This is a genomic window from Streptomyces radiopugnans (assembly GCF_900110735.1).
Lineage (GTDB): Bacteria > Actinomycetota > Actinomycetes > Streptomycetales > Streptomycetaceae > Streptomyces > Streptomyces radiopugnans.
This window is the reverse complement of sequence record NZ_FOET01000016.1, coordinates 115,576-140,713: the sequence shown is the minus strand read 5'-3', so window position 1 is coordinate 140,713 and position 25,138 is coordinate 115,576. Positions and strand designations below refer to the sequence as shown.

The 25,138-nt window shown below is 72.8% G+C and carries 26 protein-coding genes and 1 riboswitch; of the genes, 8 read left to right on the top strand and 18 right to left on the bottom strand.

What is annotated here, in order from left to right; genetic code table 11:
• From dnaK to BMY40_RS23310, 4 genes are all read right to left on the bottom strand, one after another.
• Nucleotides 1–1,792, bottom strand: a 1,792-nt coding sequence (gene dnaK / locus BMY40_RS23325) for a molecular chaperone DnaK (protein WP_093662746.1), incomplete at its 3' end; no start/stop codon positions are given.
• A gap of 248 nt (nt 1,793–2,040) precedes the next feature.
• A complete protein-coding gene (locus BMY40_RS23320; RefSeq protein WP_093662745.1) occupies nt 2,041–2,241 on the bottom strand; it encodes a DUF397 domain-containing protein in 201 nt (66 codons plus the stop codon).
• A 145-nt stretch (nt 2,242–2,386) separates the two neighbouring features.
• Nucleotides 2,387–3,088 (bottom strand): hypothetical protein, encoded by a 702-nt coding sequence (locus BMY40_RS23315; protein ID WP_143071807.1) that lies wholly within the window; start codon nt 3,086–3,088, stop codon nt 2,387–2,389.
• Nucleotides 3,089–3,235: 147 nt separating this feature from the next.
• A complete protein-coding gene (locus BMY40_RS23310) occupies nt 3,236–3,883 on the bottom strand; it encodes a TetR/AcrR family transcriptional regulator (protein ID WP_093662743.1) in 648 nt (215 codons plus the stop codon).
• 113 nt (nt 3,884–3,996) lie between these two features.
• On the opposite strand from BMY40_RS23310, the gene BMY40_RS23305 reads away from it, so the two are divergent.
• Nucleotides 3,997–5,025 (top strand): glycoside hydrolase family 113 protein, encoded by a 1,029-nt coding sequence (locus BMY40_RS23305; protein WP_093662742.1) that lies wholly within the window; start codon nt 3,997–3,999, stop codon nt 5,023–5,025.
• A 176-nt stretch (nt 5,026–5,201) separates the two neighbouring features.
• Here the strand turns inward: BMY40_RS23305 and BMY40_RS23300 are convergent, their stop codons facing one another.
• Nucleotides 5,202–5,612 carry a nuclear transport factor 2 family protein gene (locus BMY40_RS23300; RefSeq protein WP_093662741.1) on the bottom strand — a complete coding sequence of 137 codons (411 nt, stop codon included), beginning with the start codon at nt 5,610–5,612 and terminating at the stop codon, nt 5,202–5,204.
• Between the two features lie 88 nt (nt 5,613–5,700).
• Between BMY40_RS23300 and BMY40_RS23295 the strand changes: the two genes are divergently transcribed.
• Nucleotides 5,701–6,141 carry a MarR family winged helix-turn-helix transcriptional regulator gene (locus BMY40_RS23295; RefSeq protein ID WP_093662760.1) on the top strand — a complete coding sequence of 147 codons (441 nt, stop codon included), beginning with the start codon at nt 5,701–5,703 and terminating at the stop codon, nt 6,139–6,141.
• A 101-nt stretch (nt 6,142–6,242) separates the two neighbouring features.
• Here the strand turns inward: BMY40_RS23295 and BMY40_RS23290 are convergent, their stop codons facing one another.
• From BMY40_RS23290 to BMY40_RS23280, 3 genes are all read right to left on the bottom strand, one after another.
• Nucleotides 6,243–7,235, bottom strand: coding sequence for an alpha/beta fold hydrolase (locus BMY40_RS23290; protein ID WP_093662740.1), 993 nt, complete (start codon nt 7,233–7,235; stop codon nt 6,243–6,245).
• Between the two features lie 194 nt (nt 7,236–7,429).
• Entirely contained in the window at nt 7,430–7,906 is a 477-nt protein-coding gene (locus tag BMY40_RS23285; protein ID WP_093662759.1) for a hypothetical protein, read from the bottom strand.
• A gap of 66 nt (nt 7,907–7,972) precedes the next feature.
• On the bottom strand, nt 7,973–9,040 hold the full coding sequence (locus tag BMY40_RS23280; RefSeq protein ID WP_093662739.1) for a DNA polymerase III subunit beta family protein: 1,068 nt from the start codon (nt 9,038–9,040) through the stop codon (nt 7,973–7,975).
• 335 nt (nt 9,041–9,375) lie between these two features.
• Between BMY40_RS23280 and rox the strand changes: the two genes are divergently transcribed.
• Nucleotides 9,376–10,806 (top strand): rifampin monooxygenase, encoded by a 1,431-nt coding sequence (gene rox, locus BMY40_RS23275; RefSeq protein ID WP_093662758.1) that lies wholly within the window; start codon nt 9,376–9,378, stop codon nt 10,804–10,806.
• A gap of 101 nt (nt 10,807–10,907) precedes the next feature.
• Here the strand turns inward: rox and BMY40_RS23270 are convergent, their stop codons facing one another.
• The 3 genes from BMY40_RS23270 to BMY40_RS23260 all read right to left on the bottom strand — a co-directional run bounded on the left by BMY40_RS23270 (nt 10,908) and on the right by BMY40_RS23260 (nt 13,984).
• On the bottom strand, nt 10,908–11,462 hold the full coding sequence (locus BMY40_RS23270) for a hypothetical protein (protein WP_342745087.1): 555 nt from the start codon (nt 11,460–11,462) through the stop codon (nt 10,908–10,910).
• Nucleotides 11,462–12,004, bottom strand: a complete 543-nt coding sequence (locus tag BMY40_RS23265) for a MerR family transcriptional regulator (RefSeq protein ID WP_093662737.1) — start codon at nt 12,002–12,004, stop codon at nt 11,462–11,464. Before BMY40_RS23265 ends, BMY40_RS23270 begins: the two co-directional genes overlap by 1 nt.
• 171 nt (nt 12,005–12,175) lie before the next feature.
• Nucleotides 12,176–13,984, bottom strand: a complete 1,809-nt coding sequence (locus BMY40_RS23260) for a flavin-containing monooxygenase (protein WP_093662736.1) — start codon at nt 13,982–13,984, stop codon at nt 12,176–12,178.
• A gap of 197 nt (nt 13,985–14,181) precedes the next feature.
• Here BMY40_RS23260 and BMY40_RS23255 point away from each other — a divergent pair, with 197 nt between their 5' ends.
• A complete protein-coding gene (locus tag BMY40_RS23255) occupies nt 14,182–15,204 on the top strand; it encodes an SMP-30/gluconolactonase/LRE family protein (RefSeq protein ID WP_093662735.1) in 1,023 nt (340 codons plus the stop codon).
• A gap of 36 nt (nt 15,205–15,240) precedes the next feature.
• Here the strand turns inward: BMY40_RS23255 and BMY40_RS23250 are convergent, their stop codons facing one another.
• Entirely contained in the window at nt 15,241–15,846 is a 606-nt protein-coding gene (locus BMY40_RS23250) for a TetR/AcrR family transcriptional regulator (RefSeq protein ID WP_093662734.1), read from the bottom strand.
• A 272-nt stretch (nt 15,847–16,118) separates the two neighbouring features.
• Nucleotides 16,119–16,303: riboswitch (cobalamin riboswitch) on the top strand.
• 30 nt (nt 16,304–16,333) lie between these two features.
• Between BMY40_RS23250 and BMY40_RS23245 the strand changes: the two genes are divergently transcribed.
• The 4 genes from BMY40_RS23245 to BMY40_RS23230 are packed head-to-tail and all read left to right on the top strand — an operon-like array spanning nt 16,334 to nt 19,045.
• Nucleotides 16,334–17,044, top strand: a complete 711-nt coding sequence (locus BMY40_RS23245; RefSeq protein ID WP_093662757.1) for an energy-coupling factor ABC transporter permease — start codon at nt 16,334–16,336, stop codon at nt 17,042–17,044.
• Complete coding sequence (locus BMY40_RS23240; RefSeq protein ID WP_177214102.1) at nt 17,044–17,430, top strand: energy-coupling factor ABC transporter substrate-binding protein; 387 nt, start codon at nt 17,044–17,046, stop codon at nt 17,428–17,430. The genes BMY40_RS23245 and BMY40_RS23240 overlap by 1 nt, the downstream gene beginning before the upstream one ends.
• A 5-nt stretch (nt 17,431–17,435) precedes the next feature.
• Nucleotides 17,436–18,185, top strand: coding sequence for a cobalt ECF transporter T component CbiQ (cbiQ, locus tag BMY40_RS23235; protein WP_093662733.1), 750 nt, complete (start codon nt 17,436–17,438; stop codon nt 18,183–18,185).
• On the top strand, nt 18,182–19,045 hold the full coding sequence (locus BMY40_RS23230; RefSeq protein ID WP_093662732.1) for an energy-coupling factor ABC transporter ATP-binding protein: 864 nt from the start codon (nt 18,182–18,184) through the stop codon (nt 19,043–19,045). The genes cbiQ and BMY40_RS23230 overlap by 4 nt, the downstream gene beginning before the upstream one ends.
• 85 nt (nt 19,046–19,130) lie before the next feature.
• Here the strand turns inward: BMY40_RS23230 and BMY40_RS23225 are convergent, their stop codons facing one another.
• From BMY40_RS23225 to BMY40_RS23200, 6 genes are all read right to left on the bottom strand, one after another.
• The gene (locus BMY40_RS23225; protein WP_177214101.1) at nt 19,131–20,675 is read right to left on the bottom strand and encodes a fused MFS/spermidine synthase; all 1,545 of its coding nucleotides are present in this window, start codon (nt 20,673–20,675) and stop codon (nt 19,131–19,133) included.
• Between the two features lie 109 nt (nt 20,676–20,784).
• Nucleotides 20,785–21,189, bottom strand: a complete 405-nt coding sequence (locus BMY40_RS23220; protein WP_093662731.1) for a hypothetical protein — start codon at nt 21,187–21,189, stop codon at nt 20,785–20,787.
• 555 nt (nt 21,190–21,744) lie between these two features.
• Nucleotides 21,745–23,169 carry a non-reducing end alpha-L-arabinofuranosidase family hydrolase gene (locus BMY40_RS23215; RefSeq protein WP_093662730.1) on the bottom strand — a complete coding sequence of 475 codons (1,425 nt, stop codon included), beginning with the start codon at nt 23,167–23,169 and terminating at the stop codon, nt 21,745–21,747.
• Between the two features lie 350 nt (nt 23,170–23,519).
• Nucleotides 23,520–23,816: a hypothetical protein gene (locus BMY40_RS23210; protein WP_483883294.1), complete on the bottom strand. Its 297-nt coding sequence runs from the start codon at nt 23,814–23,816 to the stop codon at nt 23,520–23,522.
• 370 nt (nt 23,817–24,186) lie between these two features.
• Nucleotides 24,187–24,435, bottom strand: coding sequence for a DNA/RNA helicase domain-containing protein (locus tag BMY40_RS23205; RefSeq protein ID WP_281250798.1), 249 nt, complete (start codon nt 24,433–24,435; stop codon nt 24,187–24,189).
• A gap of 62 nt (nt 24,436–24,497) precedes the next feature.
• A complete protein-coding gene (locus BMY40_RS23200; protein WP_143071806.1) occupies nt 24,498–25,118 on the bottom strand; it encodes a hypothetical protein in 621 nt (206 codons plus the stop codon).
• Nucleotides 25,119–25,138: the final 20 nt, after the last annotated feature.

Here is a 25,138-nt window from a genome sequence, read left to right as displayed (position 1 = left end):
CGGCACCGGCGCCGCCGGCGGCCTGCTGGCCCTGGGCGTCGGCGTACAGGGCCTGGCCCAGCTTCTGGCTGGTGGCCGCGACCTTCTCGGAGGCCTCACGGATGGCGGCGGTGCTGTCGCCCTCGGCGGACTCGCCCTTGAGCTTCTCCTTCAGCTCCGCCACCGACGCCTCGACCTCGCTCTTCACCTCACCGGGCACCTTGTCCTCGTTGTCCTTGAGGAACTTCTCGGTGGTGTACACCAGCTGCTCGGCCTGGTTGCGGGTCTCGGCCGCCTCACGGCGGCGGTGGTCCTCCTCCGCGTACTGCTCGGCCTCCCGCATCATCCGCTCGATGTCGTCCTTGGGCAGCGCCGAACCGCCGGTGACGGTCATCCGCTGCTCCTTGCCGGTGCCCAGGTCCTTGGCGGACACGTGCATGATGCCGTTGGCGTCGATGTCGAAGGTGACCTCGATCTGCGGCACCCCGCGCGGCGCCGGCGGCAGCCCGGTCAGCTCGAACATGCCCAGCTTCTTGTTGTACGCGGCGATCTCCCGCTCGCCCTGGTACACCTGGATCTGCACGCTGGGCTGGTTGTCCTCGGCGGTGGTGAAGATCTCCGAGCGCTTGGTCGGGATCGTGGTGTTGCGCTCGATCAGCTTGGTCATGATGCCGCCCTTGGTCTCGATCCCCAGGGACAGCGGGGTGACGTCCAGCAGCAGGACGTCCTTGACCTCGCCCTTGAGCACACCGGCCTGCAGCGAGGCGCCGATGGCCACCACCTCGTCCGGGTTGACGCCCTTGTTCGCCTCCTTGCCGGTGAGGTCGCGGACCAGGTCCGTCACCGCGGGCATCCGCGTGGACCCACCGACCAGGACGACGTGGTCGATGTCGGAGACCTCGATCCCCGCGTCCTTCACGGCCTGGTGGAAGGGCCCCTTGCAGCGCTCCAGCAGGTCGGCGGTGAGCTGCTGGAACTGGACCCGGGTGAGCTTCTCGTCCAGGTGCAGCGGACCCGCGTCCGACGCGGTGACGTAGGGCAGGCTGATGGTCGTCTCCGTGGCGGAGGACAGCTCGATCTTCGCCTTCTCCGCCGCCTCGCGCAGCCGCTGGACGGCCATCTTGTCCTTGGACAGGTCCACGCCGTACGCGTTCTTGAACTGCTTGACCAGGTGGTCGACGATCCGCTGGTCCCAGTCGTCGCCGCCGAGCTGCGTGTCGCCGTTGGTGGCCTTCACCTCCACCACGCCCTCGCCGATCTCCAGCAGCGAGACGTCGAAGGTGCCGCCGCCGAGGTCGAAGACCAGGACCGTCTGGTCCTCCTTCTCCAGACCGTAGGCCAGGGCCGCGGCCGTGGGCTCGTTGATGATCCGCAGGACGTTCAGGCCCGCGATCTCGCCGGCCTCCTTCGTCGCCGTGCGCTGGGCGTCGTTGAAGTAGGCGGGGACGGTGATCACCGCGTCGGTGACCTTCTCGCCCAGGTACGCCTCGGCGTCCCGCTTCAGCTTCTGCAGCACCCGCGCGGAGATCTCCTGCGCGGCGTACCGCTTGCCGTCCACGTCCCCCGTCGCGGGGAAGCGCCAGCCCTCCTCGCCCATGTGCCGCTTGACCGAGCGGACGGTGCGCTCCACGTTCGTCACCGCCTGCCGCTTGGCGACCTCGCCCACCAGCACCTCGCCGTTCCTGGCGAACGCCACCACCGAGGGCGTGGTCCTGGCGCCCTCGGCGTTGGCGACGACCGTGGGCTCGCCGGCCTCCAGCACGGACACCACGGAGTTGGTGGTGCCCAGATCGATGCCTACCGCTCGTGCCACCTCTGGTCCCTCCTCTCGCCACCGCCGCCCACTGGCGCGCGGATACGGGAACCGGGCATCTTCTGCCTACACTTCCTGCATAAAACTTGAGTCGCTTCATGTCAAGCACAGCCCGGCGCTGCCGAGACGCCCACCGCAGAAGCCGTAACGACCTCCGGCCGTCGTCCGCAGACAACAGCGCGGCGGTCGGCACCCCATGGGGTGCCGACCGCCGCGCTGGAGCTCCTTCCACCGGGATGCGTCTCGCGCTACTCCCTCACCACGTGCCGCAAGAACCGGCCCCGGCCCTCGCGGCCGACCGCGAAGGCCGGGCGGCTCACATCCTTGGAGTCCCGCACGTGCACGGCCTGCTCGGTGACGGCGACCTCCACGCAGTCATCGCCCTGGGCGCTGCTGTAGCCGGACTTGAACCAGTCGTCCTCCGTGGCGCAGGCGTCGTCTGTGATCATGGGCGGCCCTCCCGGTGCTGTGCTGTACGCGCGGCCTCCCCCGCGGCCGAACCCGCCCAGAGTCACCGAAAGGGCCGCGCGCCGTCCACCCGTAGCGCGCGTACGGTCACCCTGCGTACACGGACCGCCGTCGGAGCGCGGGCGGTCAGCGCAGCGGCTCGAAGGGGGCCTCGCCCTCCTGGCCGTAGTAGGCGTGCAGCAGCGAGACCCTGGCGACCCGCCGCCCTTCCGCCACCGCCTCCCGCGCCGCATCCCGCCCGGTGAAGTCCCGCCATTCCCGCTCGTGTTCGACGAACGGCTCGATGACGGGCGGGGCGTACAGGAGCGGCAGGTCGGCGCCATCCCGGACCAGTGTGACGACGAGGCGGTCGCGAGTGCGCGCGTCGCGGTACCCGTACCGTTCGGAGGAAGAGGAGAAGTTCACCGGGAGCGGCTCCGGCGAGCCGGTCCACCGGTCCTCGCCGAGCGCCTCCGTCCACTTCTCGCCGACCTCCTTCAGGTCGCCGTCGAGGACGACGTACCGCTCCAGCCGCCACTGGCAGCTCAGCGGGCCGGGCGGTTCGCCCTCGAAGGCGGGGTGGCGCAGGCAGTGGTCCTTCGCGGCGGTGCCGAGTTGCCGCGCCACGCCCGGCAGGCCGTCGACGATCTCCTCCAGGCGGCGTTCCCCCTCCGGTCCGGCCTCGCGGCTGGCCGCGTCGACCTCGCCGGTCCGCGACAGGACGTCCATCGGGGCGGCCAGCCACACGTAGCCGTACCACCCCGCCGTTACCAGGACCGCCAGTGCGGCCACCGCCACTCCACCGCCGACGATCCCGCGCCGCGCCCGCGCTCCGGCCTTCCCCGTCACCTTCGAATCACCCCACATCCCTTGTCACCGGGCGGTCGCGGGTCCGCCCGCGCCCTCGTTCACGGCACCACGCTATGCCCCGGTCCGCTCGGCGCCCGGGCGGGGAGGGCGGGCAACGGCGGTACGGGGGCCGCCGGTGGAGCGGGTTCACCGGAGTGAGCGCTGTCGCGCCTTTTCCTCGGCGGCATCGAGTGCGGGCGCGAGTGCGGCGAGCGCGGAGCGCAGCAGGTCGGGCAGGGAGCCTGAGGGCACGACGAGTCCGCCGGTCGCGGGGGGCTCCACCGGGGGCTGGAGCCACTGCCGCAGCGCGGTCCGGACCGCGGCGGCCACGCTCGCCGCGAGTACGCGGGCGGTGGAGGTGTCGGCGTCGCCGAGGCGACGGCCGATCGCGGCGGCGACGGGGTCCTCGATCGCCCCGGCGGCGTCCAGGAACGCTTCGCGCAGTGCGGGGCTGGTGGTGACCAGCAGCATTTCGTCGCGGTCACGCGGTTGTGTGTACTGCTCCAGGATCGCCTCGGTCAGGGCGTCGGCGAGACGTGCGCGGGCGGGGCCGGCCGTCAGCGCGGCGGCGACCCGCGCTTCCCGTTCGGCGGTGATGGCGGCGACGATCGCCTGCTCGCGGCTGGAGAAGTAGTTGTTGTAGGTCCTAGGCGAAACTCCGGCGGCCTCCGCGATGTCGTCGACGCGGACGTTCCCGGGCCCGCGCTCGAGCGCCAGCCGCAGGGCCGCCTCGCGCAGCGCCGCCCGGGTGGCCTGCTTCTTCTGCTCGCGCAGTCCGGTCCGCCTGGTCGTCACCCTCACAGTGTCCGGATCTGGGTGCGTGCACGCAAATCCGCGTTCACGCAAACTTGCGTGTACGCATATTTTGCCTCTACGTTCGACCCTTCCGACAGAAGGGCCTGGACGCAATGCGAGCCAGAGGAATCTGCTACGACACCGGCTTTACCCGCGGCGGCGGCAACTCCCGAGAGCACTTCGACCCGGACCTGGTCAGGAAGGAGCTGACCGTCATCCGCGACGACCTCCACTGCAACGCCGTCCACATCACCGGTGGCGACCCCGAGCGCCTGGAACTGGCCGCTCACCACGCCGCCGAACTCGGGTTGGAGATCTGGTTCTCGCCCTACCCGCTGGAGCTGACGGCCGGCGAGATCCTCACCCTGTTCGCCGACTGCGCGGAGCGGGCCGAGCGGCTACGGGCACGGGGGGCCGAAGTCGTATTCGTCACAGGCGTCGAACTGAGCGTCATGAATCGGGGGTTCCTCGAAGGCGACAGCCCCGTCGAGCGGTTCGACCGGCTGCTGGACGACCCGGCCCGCCGGTCCGAACGGTTCGCCGCGGTCGGCGCCCGTCTCGGCGCCTTCCTCCGCGAAGCCGTGGCAGTGGTCCGCGGGCACTTCCGGGGCAAGGTCACATACGCCGCCATACAGTTCGAGGGCGTCGACTGGGACCTGTTCGACTTCACGACCTTCGAACTCATCCGGTCCGCGGAGGTGGCCGACCGGTTCCGGGAAGGCGTGCGCAGCCTCGTCGCGCAGCCCAAACCGGTCGCCGTCACCGGCTTCGGCACCGCCACCTGGCGCGGCGCGGGCGACAGCGCACCCCGCAGCATGGAGATCCTGGAGACCGACGACGCCACCGGTGCACCGCTGCGGCTGACCGGGAAGTACGAGCGCGACGAGGCCGGGCAGGCGTCATACCTGAGCGAGCTGCTGGAGATCTTCGACAGCGAGGGCGTCGACAGCGCCTTCGTGTTCCTCTTCGCGCTCTACAACCTGCCCCACCGCCCCGACGGCGACGCCCGCGACGACCTCGATCTCGCCAGCCCCGGCATCGTCAAGGTCCTCGAGGGCCGTCACGGCGACGCCTACCCCGGCCTGCCCTGGGAGCCCAAAGCCGCCTTCGCCGCGGTCGCCGACCACTACCGCGGCGGCTGAACATCCGGCCTCTTCGGAGCCGGTCACCGCGACACCACCGGCGCGCGGTCACCCGGCGAATGTGCGCGAGCTCGCCCGGGGCTCGGCCGCCCTCCGGGGCGCCCGTGGTTCCGGGCAGCCGGCATGGCGGCCCCCCTGTCCGCACGGCACGGGCAGAGGTACGGGCCCCCTGCCCGTCAACTCCCCTGCGTCCAGGCGAGCGTGATCCGCATGTCGCCGAACCGCCAGCCCGCCGGGGTCCGTACGGCGGTGCCCGCCACCCGCAGGCCGCTCGTGCGGTGGGGCGGTTCGCCGTCGCGGTGGAAGTACACGATCTGGTTCGCGGTGGCTTCCGCGCGGTCGCCGTCCATGCGCACCAGTACGTCCCCGTGCACGTGCTGGGTGCGCTCCCCCTCGACCCGGCTCCGCCTCAGAAGGGCGGTCACCTCGTCGAGGCCGTGCAGTTCGCCGCGCGGCCCGCGCACCACGACGTCGTCGCTGTAGACGGTGTGGGCGTCGTCGTGGCGGTGTTCGTCCAGCAGGTTGGCCAGACGGGCGAACAGGTCGGCGATCTCGATGCGGTCGGCGGTCCGGGTGGTGTCGGACACGGCATCCCCCTTGCGGTAGACCCGATGTTGGTGGGACCAACACTAGGGCAGTGTGTTGGTTTGGCCAACACCATTTAGAGTGGCCGCCATGGACGAGCCCCCCGAGCGCCTGACGACGAAGCCGAGCTGGCTGATCAGCCAACTGGCCGTGTACGTACGCCGGTTGGCATTCGAGGGATTCGCCGCCGCCGGGGCGCGCGGATACCACTACCGCATCCTGGCCGCCCTCCACGAGTTCGGGCCCGCGAGCCAGGCCGAACTCGGCCGCCGGTGCCGCGTCGACCGCAGCGACGTCGTGGCGGCCGTCGGCGAACTGGCCGGGCGGGGCTTCGTCGAGCGGACGCCGGACCCGGGCCACGGACGGCGCAACAGGGTGACGCTCACCGAGGACGGCCTGCGGCAGCTGCGGCGCATGGACGAGGTGCTCGACCGGGTGCAGGACGACCTGCTCGGGCCGCTGTCGGCCGAGGACCGGCAGACTCTGACCCGCCTGCTCGGCCGCGTCCTCGCCCACCACGAACCGCACTGACCCGCCTGCCCCCGCCCGCGCGGCGCCCGGCCGCGCGGAGGCAAGGGCGGGCGGGGGCGCCGCCCAGGTGGTGCGGGCGGAGGCACGACAGGAGGTGTGGGTCAGGCGGGCAGGGCGGAGAGCCAGTCGGTCAGCAGGCGGTTGACCTCGGCTGGGCGCTCCTGCTGGATCCAGTGGCCGCAGCCGTCGAGGATGTGGGAGGAGACCAGACCGGGCAACGTGACCGGGTACGCCTCGATCGCGTCGGCCAGCCAGGTCGTGGAGGCGTCCAGGCCGCCGCCGATGAACAGCGACGGCTGGGTGACGGGGGCGCCGTCGAAGGTGGCGAGGTCCTCCCAGTCGCGGTCCATGTTGCGGTAGCGGTTGAGTGCTCCGGTGAAGCCGGTGCGCTCGAACTCCCCGGCGTAGAAGTCGAGTTCCTTCTCCCCCAGCCAGGCGGGCAGCCGGCCGGCGGGGAACCGCTCCCGCATCGTCGCGCCCCTGCCGACGAAGTGCGGGTCGGGGGCGCCGGGTGCGGGCATGGTGTCGGCGGACAGGGCCGCGTAGAGGCCCGCGAGCCAGCCGCGCACATCGGGCTCGATCTCGGCCTCGGCGCGGCCGGGCCGCTGGAAGTAGGAGACGTAGAGCTCCTCCTCCCCTCCCATCCGCGCGAAGACGTCGCCGGGGCGCGGCCCGCCGCGCGGGGTGTAGGGGACGCTCAGCAGCCCCACGGCGCGGAAGACCTCCGGCCTGAGCAGCGCGGAGTTCGCGGCGATGGGCGAACCCCAGTCGTGGCCGACGACCACCGCCGTCTCCTCGCCCAGGGCGCGTACCACCGCGACGTTGTCCTCCACCAGGTGGAGCATCCGGTAGGCGTCCGTCGCGGCCGGTTTGGAGGAGCGGCCGTAGCCGCGCACGTCGATCGCGACCGCGCGGTATCCCGCCGCCGCGATGGCCGGCAACTGGTGGCGCCAGGAGTACCAGGACTCCGGGAAGCCGTGGACGAGCAGCACCAGCGGCCCGCTTCCCTGCTCCACCAGGTGGATCCGGCCTCCCGGCGAGGGCACCGACCGGTGGGTGGTCTCCGCGGTGTGTCGCCCGTCGTGCTGCGGCATGGGGCCTCCTCCAGGGCCGTGGGGCGCCGCCGCGGTGCGGGTCGGTCTCCTCCGGCCCACCGGCGGCTCGGCTCCGATCATGTGGGAGATCCGGCCCTGAGGGCGAGTCCGTTTGCCGGTCCGGCAAGCACGGGTCCGGCGACGTTCGGCGGAGCGGCGTCTCCCCGCGTGGCGGGGGGCGCGTTGCCCGTGCGTCATGCGGTGGGGCCCGGGGCGGAGGGCCGCCGGGTGGTGTCCCGCCGGGTGATGGCCTCGGCCACCTGCTCGACGGCGGTGCGCAGAAAGTCGCCGTAGGCGTCCCGGGGGAGGTCGGGGGTGTGCCCGCGGGCCGCGTCGATGTGCTCGGCGGCGGCGTCGAACGAACCGAGCCGGCGGTAGCCGTCGGCGAGGTTGAGGTGCAGGGACGGGTAGAAGGCGGCGATGTGCAGACCGGCGTGGTGCTCTTTCAGGCGCTGCTCGGTCACGGCGTCGGCGGCGTCCAGGGCCCGGACGTCCCAGGCCAGGGCCTGGGCGGGGTCCTCGTGGAGGTCCGCCAGGTGGTGCGCGAGGGTGCAGCGGTGCAGCGGGTCGCCGGTGACGCCGATCGCGGACCACAGGTCCAGGAGTTTGCGGCGGGCGGCCTCCGCCTCGCCGGCCTGTCCTTCGGCGACGGCGGCGCCGATGGCCTCCATCGTCGGGTCGGAGGTGGTGGAGGTGGTGGAGGTGGTGGTCACTGGGGTGCTCCTTGTCGTTCTCGGTCAGGCGCGGTGGTCGGGGTTGACGGGCATGGCCCAGGTGGTGAGGTCGCCGCGGTCGGCGGAGCGGACCGTGACGGGCAGGTCGGCCCCGCGCAGGTCGAGCATCACGTCGGGGCCGATGGCGGTGCCGACGGCCGGGTAGAGGGTGGTCGGCTCGAAGGAGATCCGCACCTCCCGTCCCGTCACGGTGGCCGGAAGCAGGGTGCCGGGGTGTTCGCCGGCCGCCGGAAGGGTCAGGCCGTGCCGGGTGGCGTGCAACTCGACCCGCTCGCCCGGATGTTCCTCCAGGGCCCGCAGCAGCGCGTCCTTCGCCGCCGTCGCGCGGGTGGTGGCCTCCGGCAGCGACGCGAGCATCAGATGGTGGTCGGGGAACTCCTCCGTCAGCAGCCGGCAGTGACGGTCCTCCCGTCCCGCCATGCGCAGCCGGACGCCGTGCGGCGTCGCCTCGATCCGTACCAGCGCGCTGCGGCGCATCTCGCCGGTCGCGGCCCGCAGTTCGTCGCCGTCGATTGTGGCGGCCCAGGCCGTGGCCGCCGGTTCGGCGGGGACGAGCGTCCGGGTCGAGAGCCGGTACCGGTCGGTCGCGGTCAGCGTGACCGCCTCGGCGGTCGCCTCGACGCGCAGCCCGCCGAGCACCGGCATCCCCGGATCGCACGCGGTCGCGGTCAGGACCTGCTCGACCGCGTCGGCCAGTACGGGCCCCTTCAGCGCGGCGACCGGCCGGCTCGGCACGCCGCCGAGCGACGACTTGAGCGCGGCGGCGTCCCTCCGTACCGCCGCCGCGTCCCCGAGGACCTTCGCGACGTGCTCGTCGATCAGCCGGGACGCCTCGTCGGGCCCGGCGTCGAGCACCGCCCCGGCGGTGGTCAGCGGCATGGCGATCCGGCGGAGCCGGCGGAGGGTGGTGGCCCGTGGCACCTGGTGGACGCTGTAGTAGCGGTAGCCCGAGGCCGGATCGGTCTCGGCGGGCGGCAGCAGCCCGGAGTCGGCGTAGAACCGCAGCGCGCTGGAGGTCAGACCGGTGCGCTGGGCGAAGACCCCGATGGGCATCAGCTCGGAATTCGGCACCCCGTCATCGTCGGGCTTCAAGCAGGTCGAAGGTCAACAGCGGCCGGTGTGGCGGCGATGACCGACGATGACCGGCGCTTCGCGAGGGGACTTTCGCCCGCGGTGGACGGTCGGGGCGGACGGGGGCGGAGCAAGGAGGGAGATCCGCTCTCCGCCATCTTCAACCTATAGCGCACGGGGGGCCTTGCGGCAAGGCCCGGGTCGTGCCGCAGAATCGTCGCCCTGGGCCGGAACCTGCGCAAACGACGGGTTTAACAGAGTACGTACGCTTCTGCATGCCTATGGGGCGTACGGAGCGGCCGGCCCGGACCGACACTCTTCACATGGGGGAATCCGTGATCGACGTGATCATCGCCGGCGCCGGGCCGACCGGCCTGATGCTGGCCTGCGAGCTGCGGCTGCACGGCGTGCGCGTGGTGGTGCTGGAGAAGGAGACGGAGCCGACCAGGGTCGTCCGCGCGCTCGGCCTGCACGTGCGCAGCATCGAGGTGATGGACCAGCGCGGTCTGCTGGACCGGTTCCTCGCGCACGGCAGGCAGTACCCGGTCGGCGGCTTCTTCGCCGGCATCCCCAAGCCCTCGCCCGGCCGGCTGGACACCGCGCACGCCTATGTCCTGGGCATCCCGCAGCCGGTCACCGACCGCCTGCTGGCCGAGCGCGCCGCCGAGCTGGGCGCCGAGATCCGGCGCGGCTGCGAGGTGACGGGGCTGGAGCAGGACGAGGACGGGGTGACCGTCGAACTGGCCGGCGGTACGCGGCTGCGCTCTCGCTACGCCGTCGGCTGCGACGGCGGCCGCAGCACGGTGCGCAAACTGCTCGGCGTCGGCTTCCCCGGCGAGCCCGCCGGGGTCGAGACGCTGCTGGGCGAGATGGAGGCGACCGAGGACCCGGCGGTGATCGCCGCCGTGGTGGCCGATGTGCGCAGGACCCAGCTGCGGTTCGGTGTCGGGCCCGTCGAGGAGGGGGTCTACCGCGTCGTCGTGCCGGCCGAGGGGCTGGCCGAGGACCGCACCGTACCGCCGACCCTGGAGGAGGTCAGGGAGCGGCTGCGGGCGGTGGCCGGCACCGACTTCGGCGTGCACTCGCCGCGCTGGCTCTCCCGCTTCGGCGACGCCACCCGGCAGGCCGAGCGCTACCGGACAGGCCGGGTGCTGCTGGCCGGCGACGCCGCCCACATCCACCCGCCGGTCGGCGGGCAGGGCCTCAACCTCGGCATCCAGGACGCGTTCAACCTCGGCTGGAAACTGGCCGCCGAGGTCGGCGGCTGGGCACCGGACGGGCTGCTGGACAGCTACCACGCCGAACGGCACCCGGTGGCCGCCGACGTGCTGGACAACACCCGCGCGCAGATGGTGCTGATGTCCACCGAGCCCGGCCCCCGGTCGGTACGCCGGCTGGTGTCGGAACTGATGGACTTCGAGGAGGTCAACCGGCATCTGACCGAGAAGATCACCGCGATCTCGGTCCGCTACGACTTCGGCGGGGGCCACGGGCTGCTCGGGCGGCGGCTGCGGGACATCGGTCTGAAGCGGGGCCGCCTGTACGGGCTGATGCACGGCGGGCGCGGGCTGCTGCTGGACCAGACGGGCCGGCTGTCGGCCGAGGGCTGGACGGACCGGGTCGACCACGTCGCCGATGTCAGCGAGGAGTTGGAAGCGCCCGCGGTGCTGCTGCGGCCGGACGGCCATGTGGCGTGGGCGGGCGAGGACCAGGCCGAGCTGCTCGACCACCTGCCCAGGTGGTTCGGGCCCGCCACCGCCGGCTGAGCCCGGGAGCCGGAGCGGGGTGCGGGGCGGGAGCGGGCCTCGGGGCGGCCGCCGCCTCAGCCGTCGGGTGACTCGCCTCCCGCCCCCGCCCTCCTCGGGCGTCATGCCGGTGTTTCCTGCGCCCAGGCGTCGGAACGCCGGACGGTGGGCCCTTCCACGCGCAGGGCGCCGGCCGTGTAAGCGGCCCAGCGCAGTTCCCGGCATCCGAAGAAGGACTCGCCCCAGCCGTCGACCCAGATGTGCGCGCGAGAGGGCCCCGACTGTGTGACGTCCCACCACTGCCATCCCCTGGAGTCGTCATCGGGGTCGAACCGGCAGAGCCAGTTCTGGAGCGACCAGGGCCGGCTCCCCGTGTGGGCCCCGTACGCGCCACGCCCGTCCCTCGCGAAGTCCGGGACCCCCTCTCCGCCCGGCGAGCAGACCGCCGCGAACCAGCCCGGTACACCCTCGGTGGGGAGTTCCTCCTCCTCCTCGAAATCGGCGGCGGCTCCCAGGCTCACCGCGGCCGACAGGACCGAGCGGAGACGCCCGGCGTACCGGGCCGGGTCACCGGGAAGGTCCACCGTGAACTCGCAGAGGACGGGGGGAGCCGACTCGGCGGCCGGACGGCGCCGAAGACGCTCTGCCTCCGCCTCCAGGCTTTCCTTGCTGTGCATCACCGGGTGAAAGTAATCCCTCCTGGATGACGCGTCCCTGCCGAGGAGGCGTTCGGAAGACGGGGCCCGCCCAGGTGGGAAGGCTCAGGCTCCGGCGGGCTGGGGTTCGCTGCTGTCCCCGGCCCGCTTCCCGGGCACCGCACGGGGGTGAGGAGGAACGAGGAGGTCATCAGCGCGGTGGCCGCCACCGGCACCAGGGCGATGCGGCGGACCAGTTCCTCTCGGTGGCGCCGGAGCAGGGCGGCCTTCTCGTCGATGACGGCCAGCCGCTCCTCGTACATCGAGATCGCGTGGTCGGCGTCGGAGCAGGAGGTGAAGTCGGCCATCTCCATGGACAGGCAGGGCTCGACCCGCAGGATGTCCTCGACGGTCAGGCCGGAGGCCAGCAACCCCCTCACGTTGAGGACCCTGTTGACGGCTCCCTCGTCGTACTCCCGCCACCCTTTGGCGGTGCGGTGGGCTCGCAGCAGCCCCTTCTGCTCGTAGTACCGGATGGACCGGCGACTCGCACCGGTCCGCTCGGCCGGCTCCCCGATCTGCACGGCTTCTCCCTTTCACGGCGAAGGCCCACAAGGCGGCGGCACCGGCCACGTCGCGGCCGGCGGCGCGCAACGGACAACCGCGGCGGCGCACCGGATGCTTCCCCCGCCGGCGTCCCGCGCCGGCGGGTCGTCCACGAGGGCGGTCCCGGGTGCTGCGGGCGTTGCGGCGGTTCAGGCCCGGGCGGTGGTCCTGGGCCGGAGGACCTCGTGCAGGGACTCCTCGCGCCACCGGCGCAGCAGGTCGTGGAAGGCGACCGCGCCGTGGGGGTAGGCGGTCGGGCCGTTCGGGCGGCCGAGCCCTTCCCTGTTGTAGTAGCCGGGGGTGCACTCGGCGTGGAACCACTCGTGGTCGGGCGCGCCTTCAGCCAGGGCGGCGATCCAGGCGTCCTCGGCCTCGCGGGCAGGCTCGATCAGGGCGCCGGCGGCCTCGGCTGCGGCGACCAGGGCCGCGGCGTGGACGGCCTGCTCGTCCAGGACGTGGGTGAAGTTGACGCTGCTGGCGTTCTGCAGGGAACCCATCTGGATGAGGTTGGGGAAGCCGTCGGCGGTGAAGCCGTGCAGGGTGCGCGGCCCGTGCTGCGCCCAGGCGTGCAGCAGTTGGACGCCGCCGCGGCCGTGGACGGGGAGCTTGCCGGAGAGGACGCCGGAGACCCCGACGGAGAATCCGGTGGCGAAGACCAGGCAGTCGAGTCCGTACTCGGTGCCGCCGACCACGACGCCGCGTTCGGTCATCCGCTCGATGCCGTGGGTGTCCGCGGTGTCGACCAGGGTGACGTTGTCGCGGTCGAACGCCTGGTAGTAGGTGTCGGAGAAGGTGGGGCGCTTGCAGGCGTACCGGTACCAGGGCTTGAGTTTCTCCGCCGCGTCCGGGTCGGTGACGGTCGCCTCGACGCGGGCGCGGATCTCGTTCATCTTCGCGGCGTCGGCGATCTCGTAGGCGGCTTCGAAGGCCTCCCGGTCGCCCTGGCGGCGGAAGCTGGGCAGGAGCTTCTCCAGGAGGACGGCGGAGGAGGTCCAGCCGTCCGCCACCAGGTCCTGCTCGGCTCCCTCGCCCGAGACGATGCGCAGGAAGTTCTCGCGGCGCTCGCGCGCCCAGCCGTCGCGGTCGGCGCCGACGTCCCTCCCGGTGGTGCGGCGGTTGGCGCGTACGTCCACGGTGGAGGGGGTTCGCTGGAAGACGTGGAGGTGGTGGGCGTCCTCGGCCAGCATCGGGATGACCTGGACGCCGGTGGCGCCGGTGCCGACGATGCCCACCCGCTTGTCCGCCAGGCCCGTCATGCCGCCCTCGGGGGTGCCGCCGGTGTAGGCGTAGTCCCAGCGCGAGGTGTGGAAGGTGTGGCCCCTGAAGTCCTCGATCCCGGGGATGCCGGGCAGTTTCGGCTCGGAGAGGGTGCCGGTGGCCGTGATGACGTACGCGGCCCGGAACTCGTCGCCCCGGTCGGTGGCCACGATCCACACCTCGGATGCCTCGTCCCAGGTCAGCGAGGTGACGGCGGTGGAGAACAGGGCGCCCGAGTAGAGGTCGTACTGCTCGGCGATCCGCATCGCGTGGCGGCGGATCTCCTCGCCGGGGGCGTACTTCCACCGCGGAACGTATCCGGTCTCGTCGAGCAGCGGCAGGTACACGTGGGACTCGATGTCGCAGTGGACGCCCGGGTACCGGTTCCAGTACCAGGTGCCTCCGAAGTCGCCGCCCTTCTCCACGATCCGGATGCGCTCCACGCCCTGCCGGCGCAGCCGCGCCCCGGCGAGGATGCCGCCGAATCCGCCGCCGACGACGGCGACGTCCACGGTGTCGCGCAGCGGTTCGCGCTCGGGGGTCTGCCCCGCGTACGGGTCGGCGGCGTAGTAGCCGAACTCCGCTTCGGCGCCGCGGTACTGCCGCGCCCCGTCGGGCCGCACACGCCGTTCGCGCTCGAGGCGGTAGCGCTCTCTCAGTTCGGCGAGCTCCTCGGGGGACGGCGCCTGCGAAGTCGTCATGTGGGGGAAACCTCGATCCTGTGGGTCCGCTGCGGCCGGCCGCCCTGTACGCACAAACTCCTTGGGAAGCAAGGGAGTTGACCGGCCGTCCGTTACCGTACCCTCTACCGGACAGTGGTGTCCGGTTGGATGGCGGGTCGCTGCGGCACCCGTGCACGGCGGACAGCTCACAGCGGACAGGAAGAGTGGTCTCCCCCATGCAACGACTCCCGATCCGGTCTCTCGCCGGGCTCGCCGCGATCGGCGTGCTCGCCCTCACCGGCTGCGGCACGGGCACGGTCGCCCCCGCCGACGGCCCGGCGGCCACCGGTGCGGGCCGCACCATCCCCGCCCAGGAGGTCATGCGGCTGACGCAGGTGCACGAGGAGACCGGGATGACCCTGCTGGAGGGGCCGGTTCTCGACGAGGACGGCAACCTGTTCGTCGTCGACGTCACCGCACCCGAGGGCGAGCCGAAGGTGATGCGCGTCGACGTCGGGAAAAAGACCTCGCAGAAGGTCCACACCGACGGGCGCGGCGCCTACACCTCGGCGCAGTTCAGCCCGTACGACGGACGGCTCTACCTCACCGACTTCGCCCACGGCGAGATCGTGAGCCTCGCCCCGGACGGAGGCGACCCGCGGACCTTCTTCTCCCGCAAGGTCGCCGGAGCGCGGATGAACCCCGACGACATCGCCTTCGACGAAGAGGGCGACCTGTACGTCAGCGACTCGCGCGGCCTGGCCGAGGGCCGGGAACTGGGCCGCGTGGTGCGGATCGACCGCGACGGGAAGAAGGCCGCCGTCCTGGCCGACAAGCTGGCCGCGACGAACGGGATCTCGTTCGACGAGGACCACCGCGGGCTGTGGATCAGCGAGCTGACCCGGAACCGGATCTCCTACCTCCTCCTCGACCGGGAGGGCGGCGTGGCCTCACGGCACACCGCCATCCGCTACGACGGCGGCGTCGCGCAGACCGACTCGATCGCCGTGGACGCGGACGGCAACCTCTACCAGGGGCTGCACGGCCGGCCCGCGATGGCGGTGTTCGACCGGTACGGAGAGCACCTGGCGACCGTCGAGGTACCCGCCGACGCCGCCGAGGGCCTGGAGTCGGCGACGAACGTGGCGATCACGCCCGGCGGGACCACGGCGTACATGACCGTCAGCGGGCCCTCGGGCGGCTACCTGTACACCTTCGAGGCGCTTGCGGAGGGCATCCGGCAGTCGAACGGCGGCTGATGCCGCGCCCGCCCCGCCGTGCCCGTCCCGCCGCGCTCACTCCTCGAAGGGCCGCACCGGCCCCACCTCGACGCCGAGCAGCCGCCAGGCCTTGAGGGCCCGGCGCTCCCGCTCCTGCCGGGTTGGTCCGGTGGCGGCGCCGGAGACCATGGCGACGGCGAGCATGATGTCGTCCGCCGCGGCCGGCCGGCGAGCGTCCGGCGGACGGCCGCCGGGCAGATGCCGCAGCAGGGCGCGCTCGACCCGGCCGGCCAGGGCCAGGGCGTGCGCGCGGACGTCGGGGCGGACGCTCGCCTCGTCGGCGCGCAGGAAGGCGATGAAGGCCGCCGACTCCGTCAGGTGCCAGGTCAGCACACCGAGGATGCCCTCGAAGCAGGCGTCCTCGGCCGTGGCGGCCTGCTCGATCTGCCGCACGTTCTCCTCCAGGACCACCGCGACCACGGCGGCCCGGTCGGGGAAGTGCCGGTACAGACTGCCCTGTCCGACCCCGGCCCGGCGCGCGATCGCGGAGAGCGGGGCGTCCAGGCCGTGCTCCGCGTAGATCTCCCGGGCGGCGGCGACGAGGGCGGCCCGGTTGCGGGCGGCGGACCTCGGCCCGTGGTTCACGGGCCGCCGCTCCTCCTGCGTGGCTTGCTGCGTCACCCCGGCAGGGTAGCCCGCGGGCGAGTCGGGCGTTCCCGCGCGGCGCGGGGTTCCGCCTCCCGGCCCGCCGTGTCGATCACGTCACACCACCGGCGGAGCGGCGGGCCGCCTCCGCGTGGGCGCCCCGCCCGGAGAACGCCCGGTGTGCGGCCCGTCACCGGCCGGCCGTGCGGAGGAAGGGGCCCGCAAGGGGACCCACGCGGAGCCCATGTGGGGCCCGTGTGGGGCTCATGTGCGGAAAACGCCTGCTTGCCAACGCTTCCGCCCGCGCACTACTGTCGCCACGCCTTGGTGAACGGGAAATCCGGTGCGATACCGGTGCGGCCCTCGCCACTGTGATCGGGAAGTCCGGCTCCAGCCCTCGCGGGCGGCCACTGGGTCCTCCGGGACCCGGGAAGGCGGAGCCCGGGCGGTGTCACCCGTCAGCCAGGAGACCGGCCAAGGCGCGTCAACCATCCACGAGGTGCTGGAGAGGGTCTGTCCGGTCATGCACATAGCCGAGGGCTTCCTGCCCCCCGCGCACGCGGTCGCCTGGGGCGTCGCGTCCGCGCCGTTCATCGTCCACGGAGTCCGCAGTCTCACCCGTGAGGTCAGGGAGCACCCCGAGAGCACTCTGCTCCTGGGCGCCTCCGGTGCCTTCACGTTCGTCCTGTCGGCCCTGAAACTGCCCTCGGTGACCGGGAGTTGCTCGCACCCCACCGGCACGGGGCTGGGCGCCATCCTGTTCCGGCCGCCGATGATGGCGGTGCTGGGCACCATCACGCTCCTCTTCCAGGCGCTGCTGCTCGCGCACGGCGGCCTGACCACGCTGGGCGCCAACGCCTTCTCGATGGCGATCGTCGGCCCCTGGGCCGGATACGCCCTCTACAGGCTGCTGCGGCGGTACGGCGCGCCGCTGATGGCGGCCGTCTTCTTCGGCGCCTTCGCCGCCGACCTGTCCACCTACTGCGTCACCAGCGCGCAGCTCGCGCTGGCCTTCCCCGACCCGGTCAGCGGGTTCTGGGGCGCGCTCGGCAAGTTCGGCTCCATCTTCGCCCTCACGCAGATCCCCCTCGCGGTGAGCGAGGGGCTCCTGACGGTGTTCGTGATGCGGCTGCTGGTGCAGTCCAGCCGGGGCGAACTGGTCCGGCTGGGCGTGCTCCTGCCCGGTGGAAGGGCCGGGACCGGGAAGAAGGCCGACAGTGGGGCGGTGGCGTGATGAAGAGGAACACCGCGGTCAACGCCCTGCTGCTGCTCGCCGTGGCCGCGCTCGCGGTCCTGCCCCTGGCCCTCGGTCTCGGAGACCACAAGGAGGAGCCGTTCGCCGGTGCGGATGCCGAGGCGGAGACGGCGATCACCGAGATCGAGCCGGACTACGAGCCGTGGTTCGCGCCGCTGTACGAGCCGCCGTCCGGCGAGGTGGAGTCGGCGCTGTTCGCCCTGCAGGCCGCGCTCGGCACGGGCGTTCTCGCCTACTACTTCGGCCTGCGCCGCGGGCGCCGCCAGGGCGAGCGGCGCGCCGCGGAGGCACAGCCGGGAGCCCGGCCGGGGGAAACCGGGAGCGCCGCGGGCGCCGCCGGGGACCTCGAGACCCGGGAGGCCTGAGCCCCGTGCTGCCGATCGACGCGGCGGCGCACAGCAGTCGCTGGCGCCGCCGCCACCCCGTGGACAAGGCCGTGCTCGGTTTCGGCCTCACCGCGCTGGCGCTCTGCCTGCCGCCCTGGCCGGGCGCGGCCCTGGTGGCCCTCACCGCGCTCGCCGTGCTGCTGGGCCCGGCGGGCGTGCCCGGCCGCAGGCTGTGGCGCGCCTGCCGGGTGCCACTGGGCTTCTGCGTGACCGGCGCGGCCACGCTGCTGGTCCAGGTCGCCGGCCCGGAGGGTTTCCTGTCCCTGGCCGACGACGGCCCGGCCCGCGCCGGGGAGGTGCTGCTGCGCACCTCGGCGGCCTCCCTGGGCGTGCTGCTGTTCGCCTTCACCACCCCGATGTCCGACCTGCTCCCCCGGCTGGTACGGGCCGGCGTACCCGCGCCGGTCGTGGACGTCGCCCTGGTGACGTACCGGATGAGCTTCCTGCTGCTGGATTCGGTGCGCCGCGTGCGCGAGGCGCAGGCCGCCCGGCTCGGGCACACCACCCGGGCCGCGGCCTGGCGCTCCCTGGCCTCCCTCGGCGCCACCGCGTTCGTCCGCGCCTTCGGCCGGGCCGCCCGGCTCCAGGACGGGCTCGCCGGGCGGGGCTACGACGGCGCCCTGCGGGTGCTGGTGCCCGAGGCCGGCGTCTCCGGGCGCTTCGCCTGCGGCAGCGTCGCGCTCCTCGGCTCCGTGACCGCCCTCACCTTCGTCCTGGAAGGGCCGCTGACATGAGCGAGCCGGCACTCGTCGCCCTGCGGGGCGCGTCCTTCTCCTACGAGGACGGGCCGCTCGTGCTCAGCGGCCTGGACTTCGAGGTGCGCGAGGGGCGCGCGCTCGCCCTGCTGGGCCGCAACGGCAGCGGCAAGACCACGCTGATGCGGCTGCTGAGCGGCGGACTGCGGCCGGACACCGGCGAGTTGACCCTCCAGGGGCGACCCGTCGCCTACGACCGCAAGGGGCTGACCCGGCTGCGGACGACCGTCCAGCTCGTCGTGCAGGACCCGGACGACCAGCTCTTCGCCGCGTCCGTCGCCCAGGACGTCTCCTTCGGGCCGCTGAACCTCGGGCTGCCGGACGCCGAGGTGCGGGCGCGGGTCGACGAGGCCCTGACCGCCCTGGACATCGGCCACCTGGCCGACCGTCCCACCCATCTGCTCTCCTACGGCCAGCGCAAGCGGGCCGCGATCGCGGGGGCGGTCGCGATGCGGCCGAAGGTCCTGGTCCTCGACGAGCCGACCGCGGGGCTCGACCCGGACGGCCGGGAGCGGCTGCTCGCCACCCTGGACGGACTGCGCGAGGGCGGCACGACGGTGGTGATGGCCACGCACGACGTCGACCTCGCCCTGCTCTGGGCCGACGACGCGGCGCTGCTCACCCCGGAGGGGGTGCGCTGCGGTCCGGCGGCCACGATGCTGCCCCGCACCGGCCTCCTGCGGCAGGCGGGGCTGCGGCTGCCCTGGGGCGTCGCGGTGGCGCGGCTGCTGCGGTCGCGGGGCCTGCCGGCCGGTGCCGCCGCGCCCCGCACCCCGGAGGAGCTGGCCGCGCTCTTCGTTCCGGGCGCGGAACCGGAGGGAGCGGAGGCGCCGCGGTAGGCACCGGAGTCGGGGCGGGGACCGTACGCGGGCGCGGGGCGGCCTGTCCGAGCGCGTAGGCAGGGCGGCCCGGACGCGCCTCCCGTCACCGGCCGCCCCGTGAGCCGTAGGGCTGGAGGAGCTGGTCGACGGGTGCGTAGTCGTCGGTGAGCACCCGGGCGTCGCCGATCCAGGAGGTCAGGTCGTCGCCGGAGGCGATCTTCCAACCGGTCCGCCGGGCGTCCAGCGCTTCCTGGGCCGCACGCAGGTCGATCGGCCGGCCGGAGGCGAGCACCACCAGATTGCCGCCCTCGGGGACGGCTGCCGGGTCGAGGCCGATGTCGGCGGGTTCGCCGACGAGGGCGACGTGCTCGAAGATCTCGGCGAGAGTGGCCGCTTCGGCGCGTGCGAAGGCCAGGTCACCGTGGTCGATGAGGTTGGCGACGTACAGGCCGTCCTCGTCGAGCACCCGCCGTACGTCGGTCATCGCCTCCACCGTGGTGAGGTGCCACGGCACGCTGACGCCCCCGAACGCGTCGCCGACGACGAGGTCGAGACTGCCGGTGTCCAGTCGCCGCAGGCCGAGCCTGCCGTCCTCGACGCGTACGTCGACACCGGCTTCGGAACTCAGACCGAGCCGGTCGCGGTCGATGCGCACGACCCCGCCGTCGATCTCGGACACGACGCTGTGCGTCCCGGGCCGCGTGGCCGCGAGGTAGCGGGGAAAGGTGAGTCCGCCGCCGCCCAGGTGGTGGGCGGCGAGTGGCTCGCCTTCGGGGAAGGCCGCGTCGACCACCGACGCGATGGCGCGCACGTACGTGAACTCCAGGAAGGTCGGGTCCTCGATGTCGACGTAGGAGTGCCGCACTCCGTCCAGGACGAGTGTGCGGCCGCCGTCCCGGTCGGGGTCGGAGACCACCCGTGCGCAGTGGTACCTGGTCTCCGCGTCGCAGCCACCGGGCACGACCGTGGTGGCCAGGCCGCCGGCGACGACCGCGAGCGCCAGGGCGGGGGCGCCGCTCCACCCGCGCGTTCGCCACTCGACGAGCGCCGAGCCGGCCACCAGCAGTGTTCCCAGTCCGAGCAGGATGCCGCTGACCGGCAGCCGCGACACGAGGACGAAGCCGGTCAGGACGGTGCCGGCGATGGCGCCGGCGGTGCCGACGCCGGACAGCCGGCCGACGACCGTTCCGGTCTCGGCGAGGCTGGTGAGACGCAGCTTGGTCACGATCGGCGTCACCGCGGAGAGCAGCGCGCCCGGCACGAGGATGGTCAGCGACGCGATCGACAGGAGTACCGCCGGAGCCCACTCGGCGGTGGCGCGCAGCACGGCGGGGGTGAGCGCCACGACCGCTCCCGACACCCCGAGCGAGGGGCCCAGGAGCCGGCGCGGATCGATCCGGTCGGCCATGCGCCCGCCCAGCCAGGAGCCGAGGGCGATCGCGGTCAGGGCGATGCCGATCACCATGGTGCTGGTCTCGAGGGTGAGGCCGAGGTAGGGGGCCAGCAGCCGCAGAGCGACGATCTCGACCACCAGGACCGCGGCCGAGGACCCGAACACGAGCACAGCGGCGGCACGGGGCCCCAGACCGCGGCCGGGGGGCGCTCCCTGGACGACAGGCGAGGGGGACGATTCGGTCACGCCCCCCATCCTCGCATGCGGCACACCGGCCGGGACGGTTGTGGCGAAAACCCTTGTTTCCCCGGCCTCCCGCTCACTGCGGACACGCCCCGGACCGAGCCGGTACGGCAGGCGGCCGCTACTCGGAGTCCGGGTGCATCTGCACCCACCGGCCGTCGATGAACTTCATCTCCACGCCGTAGTAAGGCTGGGGCGGGGGAACCGGCCGCTTGCCGCGGTGCGACGCCGCCTGCGGCTTGGGGCGACGGGCAGGCCGCACCTTCGCGGCACCCGGCTTCGTTTTCGCGTCGCGCTTCCGCAACGCCTCGATCCTCCTGAGGAGTTCGGCGCGGCTGATGTCCTTCGGTGCCCGGACGGGACCGGACGGAGCCGCCGAACGGGACGGCGAGCGGCCCGTGGCCGGCCGGCAGGCGCGGTGCGCCGGCTGTCCGGCCGTGGTGAGCACGAGCTTCTTCCCGGCCACCGGCAGGCGGCATACGACACAGCGCTTGAGCGCGGGCTTGGGCCTGGACGCGTCGGACACGATCCCCCCGGATGGTGATGCCCTGGTGGAGCAGCATGACAGATGCGCGCGTGACGGTCCGGGAGAGTTCGGGCGAGGACCACTGCCCCTCCGTGAACGCGCCCCCTCCGGGCCGAACGGTGGGTTCGCGCCGGAAGCGTGAGAGACCGTCCTCGCCGGCCCGGGCCGTGAACCGCCGGTCCGACTCGCGTCGTCGCCGCCGGGACGGCGAGCTGTTCGGCAGCGTCGAGCATGCGCCGGCCGGCGGGACTCCCCGTGTAGAAGCGGGTCCGGGAGCGCGCCGCGGAGTGCGCGTCCGCGGTGCCGGCGAAGTCGATGCCCTCGCCGGGGGTGCGGTGGACGGTCCGGAGCGCCGCGGTGCGGGCGGGCGGGCCGCGGCGGCGGTATCGGAGGCGAGAGGAACCCCGGCCGCCGCGCGGCCGGGGTTCCTCGATGCGGTGGGCGCCGGTCAGCGGGTGGAGTCACCCGCGCCGTGGACGGCTCGTCCGCACGCCCGCGGACCGCACCACATCACGGTCACGGGGAACCGTGACCCGCGACCCGGGATCCGGAAGGTCAGCGCCGCAGGGTGAGGACACCCGGCCGCCACGGCAGCCGGTTGTAGTCGCCGCCCGCGCCCGGGTCCTTGCCCTGGTAGAGGAACTGCAGGTTGCAGGGGTCGATGGTCATGGTCTGGTCGGGGTTGTCGCGGACCAGGTCACCGTGGCTGATGTCGTTGGTCCAGGTGGCGCCGCTGTTGGCCTTGCCCGCGAAGGGATTGCTCTCACTGGCGGCCTGCGGGGTCCACGAGCCGCTCAGGCTGGAGGCCGTGAAGGAGCGGAAGTAGCGCCCGTTCGCGCCCATCGCCTCGACGATCATGAGGTACTGGTTCTGGCCCTTGACCTTGTAGACCTGTACGCCCTCGAACAGGTTGGCCTTCGTGTCGCTCATGATCGTCGTGTACGACGAGCCGAAGTTGCCCGGGAAGTTCCCGATCGGCATGCTCGCCCGGTAGATCTTGCCGTTGTCACCGGCGAAGAACAGGTAGATGTTCCGGTCGTCGGCGATCAGGGTCTGGTCGATCGGGCCGGTGTCGGAGCCGGAGATGCTCCCGGTGAACAGCGGCTGCGGGGAGGACCAGCCGTTGGGGTTGGTGGGGTCGCTCGACGTGCGGTAGATGAAGGGCCACTGACCCCACTGGTACGCCAGCACCCAGATGTTCTTGGGCGCGAAGTAGAACAGCGTGGGCGCCACCGCGGCCTGGTTCATCCCGGTCTGGCCGGCCGACGCCATGTCCGACCAGTTCGTGAAGGGGCTGAACATCATCGAGCCGTACGACGTTCCCGAGTAGTTCGTCGCGTAGACCAGGTGCCTGCCGTTGTGCTTGACGGCGGTGAAGTCCTTCACCGCGGCCCACCCGTGCGCCGGTTGCGCCAGCGCGCCCGTCGACGTCCAGCGGTACGTCGAGGGGAGGGAGCACGCGCCGTCCGTCGGCGGCGTACCGGACAGGCCCGTCCACTTCTGGTTGCTGCCGCCGTTGCACGTCCAGATCTGCACCGCCGTGCCGTTGGCCGTCCCCGCGCCCGCGGCCTCCAGGCACAGCCCGGACTGCACGCCGACGATCGTGCCGTCGGAGTTCACCCGCCACTGCTGGTTCGCGCCGCCCGAACAGGTCCAGATCTGCACCCGGGTACCGGCCGTGGTGGCGTGGTTCGGAACGTCCAGGCACTTGTCGCCGTACACGGTCAGCCGGTTGTCGTCCGTCAGCGTCCACTGCTGGTTGGCCCCGCCCCAGCAGTCGTAGATCTGCAGTTGCGTGCCGTCGGCCTGGCCGGCGCCCGACACGTCGAGACACCGGTTCGAGCCGACGCCGCGTAAGGCGCCGCTGGTGGCCGCCTGCGCAGATGGGGCGACGAGCACCGCCGCCAGCGCGGCCAGGGCCGCGACCACGGCGGCCAGCACCGCGGACGGATGCCTGCGGATGGAACTTCCTCTGTGCATGGGGACTTTCCCAACCTTGAGTGGGCGGTTCCGGTCGGCCTCGTCAGAGGTTGCCCGGACTGTCGGGGTGGTGAGGTGTGCGGCGGTCCGCGGGCACCGCGGCGGACCGCTTGTGGCTTGCCGGTCCTTCGCTGCCTTCCGGAAGACCGGTGGCGCCCGGCGCCTTCGGACCGCATGGGCGTCCGGGGCGGAGGCCCGGACGGCGCCGGGTGAGCCCGTCGCGGTCCCGGGCGTCGTCACGGTCGGCGGGACCGGGACCGGGACTCGGTGACGCCCGAAGCGCTGGAGCGGGTTCATGCTTCTCCCAGTACGGCCGGGCGCGGTGGGCGGTCGGCCGGTATCGGCCCGGCTCAGAGCGCGGACGGCTCGAACCCCGTGACGCGGACCGAACCGCCGAGCGCCCGGGTGACGTGGTTGAAGAGGGCGAACCGGTGTCCCGTGAAGAACCGCCGGTCGTTGCCCATCGGGCAGTCGGGCCCGAGCCGGGTGAACGTGGTGCCGTCGGTGTTGCAGGAGAAGGTCCCCGGACGTGCCGCGCCGGGGCGGATGTCCGCGCTCGCGAGTTCGCGGCCGGTGCCGGTGGTGTTCCAGTCGCCGTCCATGGTCAGCCCGCCGACCACTTGGTGCTGTCCGGGTTGTGGTTCCACTCCCACCCCGGCTTGGGGACCGCGCCGACGGCGAGGCCGGTGGCGTTCGCCGGCGCGCGGCGACCGGATGAGGACTCATGAGGCCATGGCATACGCATGCGGCAGGCTCCTTGCGGCTCGGCGTTCGGGGGTGTGACCCGGAGATGCCCTGCTGTGCGATGAAACGACTCCGGTGTGTTCGTAATATCGAACAACGATCGGAGTGTCGAGCAACCTGAATGATAGGGAACCGGTGGGCGACGTCAATACCTCTGGCGGGTGCCGCCGACGCCCACGGCGCCGCCGCCGTCCTGCCCGGGCTCGTCTCGGCTCTGCGCGTCTCGGCTCCGCACGTTGTGCGGCCTCTCCGGCGCCGTGGCCGGGGCCCGTGTCAGGCCGTGGCGAGTTCCCGTTCCACCCCGCCCGCCAGCTCCCGCAGCTTCTCCCTCGTCTCCGGGTCCGTCGAGTAGACGATCGTGCCGACCATCCCGCGTGTCAGCAGCACCTTGTAGGTGTTGCGGATCAGCCGGTCCACGTCGGCGTCCGCGGTCGACTTCTTGAAGACGGGGTCCTTGAGGCCGTCCTGGCGGATCGCACGTTGGTTGTCCGCTGAAGAAGTAGTGGACAAGAGCCTGATCAAAACGCCGACGGGACGCTTCGAATGTTTCGAAGCGTCCCGTCTTCTTCAGGGCGGTGGCTCGGTCAGCGGCCGTACGATCCGGCGTACGGATCAGGCTTGCCCGTCCACGGATCGAGCCCCTGCTCCAGCCGCCGCTGGTACTCGCTCACCGTGAGGAAGACCGCCGAGCCCCTTCCCCACAACGAGAGGTCGCCGAGCGGGCACTCGTCGAACTCCGCGCGCAGCAACCGGGTGAGGAACCCCACCATGCCGCAGTCGTAACGGCTCCACAGACCCTCGTCCCGGTCCAGCACCAGCACCGGCCAGGCGTCGGGGTCCGTACCGGAGGCGTCCCAGCACAGGATGTCCGCGCTGGAGTCCGCGCCCCAGGCGATCAGCCGTGGGCTCGACCCCGCCAGCTCCGGCGACTTCGCCGCGACGGCCCAGGCCTGCTCGGCGTTGGCCGTCTCGTGCTGCATGCCGCCGAACTGCGAGCGCCGGGGTGCGCCCCGGGGCTCCGGGTCCTGGACGACCAGATAGCTCTGGACCGTCCCCGGCCCGTACACCTCCATGAACCGCCGGTAGTCGGCGGGGAACTCCGTACCCCACGACTCCCGCATCCGGTCCCAGTCGACCGTGAGGTCCGGTTCGAGCGCGGGTGGCATGAGTTGCTGGAGCGCCTGCCACTCGGGCGTTTCAGTCACGTGCTCCTCCTTCACGGGCT

Bases quoted from the DNA above. Each gene is read 5' to 3' on its own strand.
- BMY40_RS23295 (WP_093662760.1), top strand. From the start codon at position 5,701: ATGGACGAGCCCCCCGAGCGCCTGACGACGAAGCCGAGCTGGCTGATC.
- BMY40_RS23270 (WP_342745087.1), bottom strand. From the start codon at position 11,462: ATGCACAGCAAGGAAAGCCTGGAGGCGGAGGCAGAGCGTCTTCGGCGC.
- BMY40_RS23260 (WP_093662736.1), bottom strand. From the start codon at position 13,984: ATGACGACTTCGCAGGCGCCGTCCCCCGAGGAGCTCGCCGAACTGAGA.
- BMY40_RS23290 (WP_093662740.1), bottom strand. From the start codon at position 7,235: ATGCCGCAGCACGACGGGCGACACACCGCGGAGACCACCCACCGGTCG.
- BMY40_RS23225 (WP_177214101.1), bottom strand. From the start codon at position 20,675: ATGGGGGGCGTGACCGAATCGTCCCCCTCGCCTGTCGTCCAGGGAGCG.
- BMY40_RS23245 (WP_093662757.1), top strand. From the start codon at position 16,334: ATGCACATAGCCGAGGGCTTCCTGCCCCCCGCGCACGCGGTCGCCTGG.
- BMY40_RS23240 (WP_177214102.1), top strand. From the start codon at position 17,044: ATGAAGAGGAACACCGCGGTCAACGCCCTGCTGCTGCTCGCCGTGGCC.
- BMY40_RS23320 (WP_093662745.1), bottom strand. From the start codon at position 2,241: ATGATCACAGACGACGCCTGCGCCACGGAGGACGACTGGTTCAAGTCC.
- BMY40_RS23305 (WP_093662742.1), top strand. From the start codon at position 3,997: ATGCGAGCCAGAGGAATCTGCTACGACACCGGCTTTACCCGCGGCGGC.
- BMY40_RS23255 (WP_093662735.1), top strand. From the start codon at position 14,182: ATGCAACGACTCCCGATCCGGTCTCTCGCCGGGCTCGCCGCGATCGGC.
- BMY40_RS23230 (WP_093662732.1), top strand. From the start codon at position 18,182: ATGAGCGAGCCGGCACTCGTCGCCCTGCGGGGCGCGTCCTTCTCCTAC.
- BMY40_RS23215 (WP_093662730.1), bottom strand. From the start codon at position 23,169: ATGCACAGAGGAAGTTCCATCCGCAGGCATCCGTCCGCGGTGCTGGCC.
- BMY40_RS23285 (WP_093662759.1), bottom strand. From the start codon at position 7,906: ATGGAGGCCATCGGCGCCGCCGTCGCCGAAGGACAGGCCGGCGAGGCG.